This window comes from Nocardiopsis sp. NPDC055824 (assembly GCF_053616335.1).
Window position 1 is genome coordinate 1 of sequence record NZ_JBSHDN010000289.1, and the last position, 6,170, is coordinate 6,170.

General features: G+C 72.7%; 4 protein-coding genes. 1 reads left to right on the top strand and 3 read right to left on the bottom strand.

Annotation, left to right across the window (positions count from 1 at the left end):
- Positions 1-40: 40 nt before the first annotated feature.
- The 3 genes from ispG to dxr form a co-directional block, all read right to left on the bottom strand.
- Positions 41-1,198, bottom strand: a complete 1,158-nt coding sequence (gene ispG, locus ACWGL3_RS30330) for a flavodoxin-dependent (E)-4-hydroxy-3-methylbut-2-enyl-diphosphate synthase (RefSeq protein ID WP_267948413.1) — start codon at positions 1,196-1,198, stop codon at positions 41-43.
- Positions 1,199-1,513: 315 nt separating this feature from the next.
- Complete coding sequence (locus tag ACWGL3_RS30335) at positions 1,514-2,869, bottom strand: M50 family metallopeptidase (RefSeq protein WP_267948412.1); 1,356 nt, start codon at positions 2,867-2,869, stop codon at positions 1,514-1,516.
- A gap of 21 nt (positions 2,870-2,890) precedes the next feature.
- Complete coding sequence (dxr, locus tag ACWGL3_RS30340; RefSeq protein WP_344181502.1) at positions 2,891-4,111, bottom strand: 1-deoxy-D-xylulose-5-phosphate reductoisomerase; 1,221 nt, start codon at positions 4,109-4,111, stop codon at positions 2,891-2,893.
- A gap of 296 nt (positions 4,112-4,407) precedes the next feature.
- Between dxr and ACWGL3_RS30345 the strand changes: the two genes are divergently transcribed.
- Entirely contained in the window at positions 4,408-6,081 is a 1,674-nt protein-coding gene (locus tag ACWGL3_RS30345) for a CocE/NonD family hydrolase (protein ID WP_452462084.1), read from the top strand.
- Positions 6,082-6,170 lie beyond the last annotated feature (89 nt).

Consider the following 6,170-nt stretch of genomic DNA (forward strand, 5'->3'; position numbering starts at 1 on the left):
CCCCCTGGGGTGCGGCGCGGCCGTCGTCGGAAGATCCGGGTCAGCCCGCCACGGCGACGGTCGGCCGGCCGGACTCGGCCCCGGCCTCGCCCATCTCCTCGGCGATGCGCATGGCCTCCTCGATGAGGGTCTCCACGATCTGGGACTCGGGCACGGTCTTGATGACCTCGCCCTTGACGAAGATCTGGCCCTTGCCGTTGCCGGAGGCCACGCCCAGGTCGGCCTCGCGGGCCTCGCCGGGCCCGTTGACGACGCAGCCCATGACGGCCACGCGCAGCGGCACCTCCATGCCCTCCAGGCCGGCGGTGACCTCCTCCGCGAGCGTGTAGACGTCCACCTGGGCCCGGCCGCAGCTCGGGCAGGAGACGATCTCCAGGCCGCGCTCGCGCAGCCCCAGCGACTCCAGGATCTGGGCGCCGACCTTGACCTCCTCGGCGGGAGGCGCGGAGAGGGACACGCGGATGGTGTCGCCGATGCCCTCGGACAGCAGCGCCCCGAAGGCGACCGCGGACTTGATGGTGCCCTGGAACGCGGGGCCGGCCTCGGTGACGCCCAGGTGCAGCGGGTAGTCGCAGGCGGAGGCCAGCTGGCGGTAGGCGTTGACCATGACCACGGGGTCGTTGTGCTTGACCGAGATCTTGATGTCGCGGAAGCCGTGCTCCTCGAAGAGGGAGCACTCCCACAGCGCCGACTCGACGAGGGCCTCCGGGGTGGCCTTGCCGTACTTCTGGAGCAGGCGCTTGTCCAGCGAACCGGCGTTGACGCCGATGCGGATCGGGGTGCCCGCCTCGTTGGCGGCCCGCGCGATCTCGGCGACCTTGTCGTCGAACTTCTTGATGTTGCCCGGGTTCACGCGCACGGCGGCGCAGCCGGCGTCGATCGCCTGGAACACGTACTTGGGCTGGAAGTGGATGTCGGCGATCACCGGGATCTGCGACTTCTTCGCGATGATCGGGAGCGCGTCGGCGTCGTCGTTGGTGGGCACGGCCACGCGGACGATCTGGCAGCCGGAGGCGGTGAGCTCCGCGATCTGCTGGAGCGTCGCGTTGATGTCGGAGGTACGGGTGGTCGTCATCGACTGGACGGACACCGGGGCGTCCCCGCCGACAGGGACGTTTCCGACCATGATCTGCCGCGTCTTGCGCCGGGTCGCCAGCGGGCGCGGCGGGGTGGCGGGAATACCGAGATCGACGGTCACGCTTGATTCACCTCGTCTGCCGCCGGAGGGGGGCGGCACTTGATTCGTCGGTTATCGGGAAAGGGCGTCCGGCGAGCGCGCGGCGCCGCGTCCGGGGTCACCTCGCGCGGCTGCCTCCGCTGCACCGTCGTTCCCGGATCGCGATCTCCAGGTTACCCGCCCGTGGAAGGGCGCCCCTCGCGAAGCGCGGAACCGGTGCGCCAGCTGAAGATTACCGGCCTCCGGGGGTGGTCGGCGTCACGCCGGAACCGCCCCGCGACCGGGGTGGACGGCCGGTGTCGGCCGGCCGTCCGCCCGCCGTCGCGCAGGTGTGCGTCAGCCGAAGAGTCTGACCGGGTTGAACAGGTCGGCGACGAGCAGGACCACGCTGAACACGAGGAAGCACGCCACCACGACGTAGGCGACCGGTGTCAGCATCGCCACGTCCACCGGGGCGGGCTCGGGTCGTCGGAACAGCTTGGCCCAGCCGCGCTTGAGCCACTCCCAGAGGGCGCCGGCCATGTGGCCGCCGTCCAGCGGCAGGATCGGGAGCATGTTGAAGGCGAACAGGAACAGGTTCACACCGGCCAGGATCTGGAGCATGATCGCCGCGGTGTCCGCGACGGGCAGGCCCTGGGCCATGATCTCGCCGCCGATGCGGGAGATGCCGACGATGCCCACCGGGGAGTCCTGGTTGCGCTCCTCCCCGAGGAACGCGGCGGCGAACACCTCCGGGACCTTGCTGGGCAGGGAGATGAGCGCCTCGCCCACGCCGACCATCATGGTGCCCATCTCGGCGGCGGACTCGCCGACGGTGAGCGGGGCGCGCTCCTGGGCGAAGACGATGCCGAGGAAGCCCACGGTCTCGGTCTGGTAGACCCGGTAGCCGTCCGCGTCGTACACGGGCTCGCCGTCGGCGTCGGTCTCGTAGAGGATCTCGCCCTCGGCGTCGCGGGCCGGGAGCTCGTTCTCGACGACGTCGACGTCGAGCGGGACGCGCTCGCCGTCGCGCTCGACCACGACCTCGGTGCTGCCGAGGGACTCGCGGATCTGCCGGTTGGCGGTGTTCCAGTCCGGGGTGGACTCGCCCCCGACGGAGACGATGACGTCGCCGGGCAGCATCCCGGCCTCGGCCGCCGGGGTGGGCGGCACGTCGGTGCAGTCGGTGACGGAGCTGCCGACCGGGACCATGCACTCGTTGACGAGCCCGATCTCGGTGGTGCTCCTCGGGACGCCGATGCCCATGAACAGGACCGCGAGCAGGATCGCGGCGAGGACCACGTTCATGCCGGGGCCGGCGAACATCACGATGAGCCGCTTCCACGGCGCCCGCTGGTAGAACTGCCGGTCCTGGTCCTGCGGGGAGAGTTCGACGTAGGAGGCCTCACGGGCGTCCTCGGCCATGGCGCGCCAGCGGGACAGCTTGCGCGAGCCGCCGTCAGCGCTCCGGCGCGACGGCGGGAGCATGCCGACCATGCGCACGAAGCCGCCCAGCGGCACCGCCTTGATCCCGTACTCGGTGTCGCCCCGCCGGAAGGACCACAGGGTCCTGCCGAAGCCCACCATGTACTCGGTGCACTTGATCCCGAACATCTTGGCGGTGGAGAGGTGGCCCAGCTCGTGCCAGGCGATCGAGAACAACAGCCCGAAGACGAACAGGACGATCCCGACCACGGTCATCAGGGCGACCATGCAACTCTCCTCTAGGCGGTGTCAGGCCTGGCGCGCGAGAAGCTCGCGCGCACGTGTGCGGGCCCAGGCGTCGGCGGCGTACACGTCGTCCAGGCTCAGTCCCACGCTCTGGTGCGACGCTCCCCCGGGGCGGTCCGTTCGCCGGTGCTCCGAGACTACCCGGGAGACGGTGTCCATGATGGACGGGAACGCGAGGTTTCCGCGGAGGAAGGCGTCGACGGCCTCCTCGTTGGCGGCGTTGTACACCGCGGGGGCGGTGCCTCCCGCGGCGCCGACCTCGCAGGCGAGCCTGACGGCGGGGAAGGCCTCGTGGTCCAGCGGCTCGAAGGTCCAGGTCTGGGCCCGGGTCCAGTCCATGCCGGGGGCGGCGCCCGGGACCCGGTCGGGCGCGCCGAGCCCGTAGGCGATGGGGATCATCATGCTGGGCGGGCTCGCCTTGGCGATGGTGGAGCCGTCGACGTACTCGACCATCGAGTGGACGATCGACTGCGGGTGGACGACGACGTCGATCCTGTCGAAGGGCATGTCGAACAGCAGGCTGGCCTCGATGACCTCCAGCCCCTTGTTGACCAGGGTGGCGGAGTTGACGGTGATGACCGGCCCCATGCTCCAGGTGGGGTGGTCGAGCGCCTCGGCCGGTGTGACGCCGGCCAGCCCGTCGCGGTCGCGGCCCCGGAACGGGCCCCCGCTCGCGGTGACGACCAGGCGGCTGACCTCGTCGCGGCGGGCGTGCACGTGGCCCTGCGCCGGACTGGCGAGCTGCCCCTCGGGCAGGTACGGGAAGCACTGGGCGATGGCGAAGTGCTCGGAGTCGACCGGGACGATCTGGCCGGGCCTGGCGAGGTCGCGCACCAGCGGCCCGCCGATGATGAGGGACTCCTTGTTGGCCAGGGCGAGGGTGGTGCCCGCGCGCAGCGCGGCCAGGGTGGACTCCAGGCCCAGGGCGCCCGTGATGCCGTTGAGCACGACGTCGCAGGGGCTCCCGGCGAGCTCCGCCACGCCCTCGGCGCCGACCAGGACGGCGGCCCGGCTGCCGTGCTCGGCGAGGGAGCGCGAGAGGTCGGCGGCCCGCCCGGGGTCGGCGACCGCGACCAGCGGCACGTCGAGCTCGGCCGCCTGCTTGGCGAGCAGGTCGGCCCTTCCGCCGCCCGCGGCCAGGCCCACCACGCGGAAGCGGTCGGGGTTGCGCTGGACGATGTCCACGGCCTGGGTCCCGATCGAGCCCGTGGAGCCGAGGATCACTACTGTTCGCTGCTGTTCTTCTCGCACGGCTCCATTGTCCCGCACCGGGCGGGCCTCCGGAGGTGCCTGTGGACAACCCCGGACGGGCCGCGCGGGCGCCGCCCGGCGGACCCCGGAGTCACCGGGTCTTTACAACGCGTGCGGGTTGGCCTAACTTAACCCGTGAGTAAGTTACCTCACGGTTGCGTGAGGCGCCGATCACCCCCTCGGCGCCCGCGGACACCGGCCTCCCGATGGCGACACGGCGCGAGGACCCATCGGCCCTCCCCCGTCCCCCTCACCCCCGAGGTCCCCCCATGCGCCCTGTGAGAAGCGCCCCCCGTCCCGCACCGCCGGAGGACGGAGGCCCCCCGGCCCCGACCGCCGCGCGAGGACCCGCCCGCCTGCTGTCCTGCGCGATCGCGGCGGTCCTCGCCGCCGCCGTCCTCCACCCCGCGCCCGCCTCCGCCGCCGTGGGCGCCTCCGTCTCCTACGAGACGATCGTCAGCCACGACGGCACCGAGCTGAGCGCGAAGGTCATCACACCGACCGGTGTCGAGGGCCCCCACCCCCTCCTCGTGATGCCCTCCGCCTGGGGGACGCCCCAGATCATCTACGTCGGGGCGGCGGCCAGGCTCGCCATGGAGTCCGGCTACCAGGTCGTCGCCTACACCTCGCGCGGCTTCCTGGACTCCGGAGGGGAGATCGAGGTCGCCGGCCCCGACGACCGCGCCGACGCCGGCGCCGTCATCGACTGGGCCCTGGAGAACACCGAGGCCGACCCCGACCGCATCGGCATGGCCGGGATCTCCTACGGGGGCGGCATCAGCCTGCTGACCGCCGCCGAGGACGACCGGGTCAGGGCCGTGGCGTCCCTGAGCGGATGGGCCGACCTGGCCGCCTCCCTGTACCCCGACGAGACCGTCAACAGGCAGGCGGCCGAGCTGCTCCTGCTGGCGGGCAACCTCACGGGCCGCCCCGGCGAGGACCTGTCGGAGATGGAGGAGGAGTACAGGCGCGGCAACATCCGACCCGCCCTCGACCTGGCCCCGGACCGCTCCGCCGCCACCAAGGTCGACGCGCTCAACGCCAACGGCACGGCCGTGATGATGGCGCACGCCTGGAACGACGGCATCTTCCCCGTCGGCCACGTCACCGACTTCTACGAGGAGCTGGAGGGCCCCAAGCGCCTGATGCTCGCCCCCGGCGACCACGCCACGCAGGAGGCGTTCGGGGCGCTCGGCCTGCCCGACGAGGTGTGGGAGTCCCTCGGCGACTGGTTCGACCACCACCTCCGGGGACAGGAGAACGAGGTGGACGCCGACGGCCCCGTGCACGTCAGGCCCAACAACGGGAGCGGCGGGTGGACCTCCCACCCCGACTGGCCCTCGGTGACCGGCGGCTCCGACGAGTACTACCTGGCCGAGCCGAGCGGCGACTGGTTCCGCTGGCAGAGCAGCGGCGCCATGGGGACGGAGCCGGCCACGGGGTGGGACTACCGCTTCCGGACCGGGATCGGCACACCGGCGGAGAGCGGCACCGTCCTGCTCTCCGGCGCGCTCCAGCAGTTCTTCGACATCCCGACCGGGGTCCTGCTGCCGACGGTGGACCGCTACCGCGCGGCCGTGTGGACCAGCCCCGCCTACCCGGACGGGGTGCGCGTGGCGGGCACCCCCGAGGCGACGTTCACGTTCACCCCGACCGCGGAGGACCAGTCGGTCTTCCTCCACCTCTACGCCGTCGACGGCAACGGGGCCGGTTCGCTGATCTCCCACACCCCCCACACCCTGCGCGGCGCCGTCCCGGGCGAGCCGGTGACGGTCACCGCCGAGCTGGAACCGGTCGTCTGGGACGTCCCGGCCGGGCACCGGCTGGCGGTCGTGGTCGACAGCCGGGACGCCCGCTACACGAGCGAGAGCGCCCTCGGGGACCGGGTGGACGTGACCTCCCCCGAGGACGCCCCCGCACGGGTCACGGTGCCGCTCGCCTGACCGGCGCCCGGTCGGCACCGCCCCCGCGCCCCCCCCCGGGCGCCCCCCGGCCCCCAGCCGCACCCCCCCCGCGCCGCAGGCGCCCCCCC